The organism is Pseudoalteromonas sp. SIMBA_162 (genome assembly GCF_046535955.1).
Lineage (GTDB): Bacteria > Pseudomonadota > Gammaproteobacteria > Enterobacterales > Alteromonadaceae > Pseudoalteromonas > Pseudoalteromonas marina.
The window spans coordinates 1-238 of record NZ_JAWJBQ010001168.1 but is presented as its reverse complement, the minus strand read 5'-3'; the positions used below and the strand labels follow the sequence as shown (position 1 = coordinate 238).

At 59.2% G+C, this 238-nt stretch carries 1 protein-coding gene; it reads left to right on the top strand.

Features of this window, described 5'->3' with window-relative positions; all coding sequences use genetic code 11:
• Positions 1 to 138: 138 nt before the first annotated feature.
• On the top strand, positions 139 to 238 hold a 100-nt coding region (locus R0J88_RS23355; RefSeq protein ID WP_410901370.1), incomplete at its 3' end, for a LysR family transcriptional regulator.

Genomic DNA, 238 nt, shown 5'->3' with positions numbered 1-238 from the left:
ATACATCCTCTCGATCACCGCGTGTGATGCCGGATGGGCTGAACGACGCGGATGGAGGAGGCATTCTAGAGAGATACAAGATGGTTTAAGGTTGGCATCCATCTATTATTCAGATAGATCAAGGCACGAGGCGAGGCAATGAACTGGACACTGGAGCAACTGCAGACAGTGCGCTGCGTGGCGGAGACGGGCTCGTTCTCGGCGGCGGCGCGGCGTCTGGGTCGCGCGCAGTCCGCGG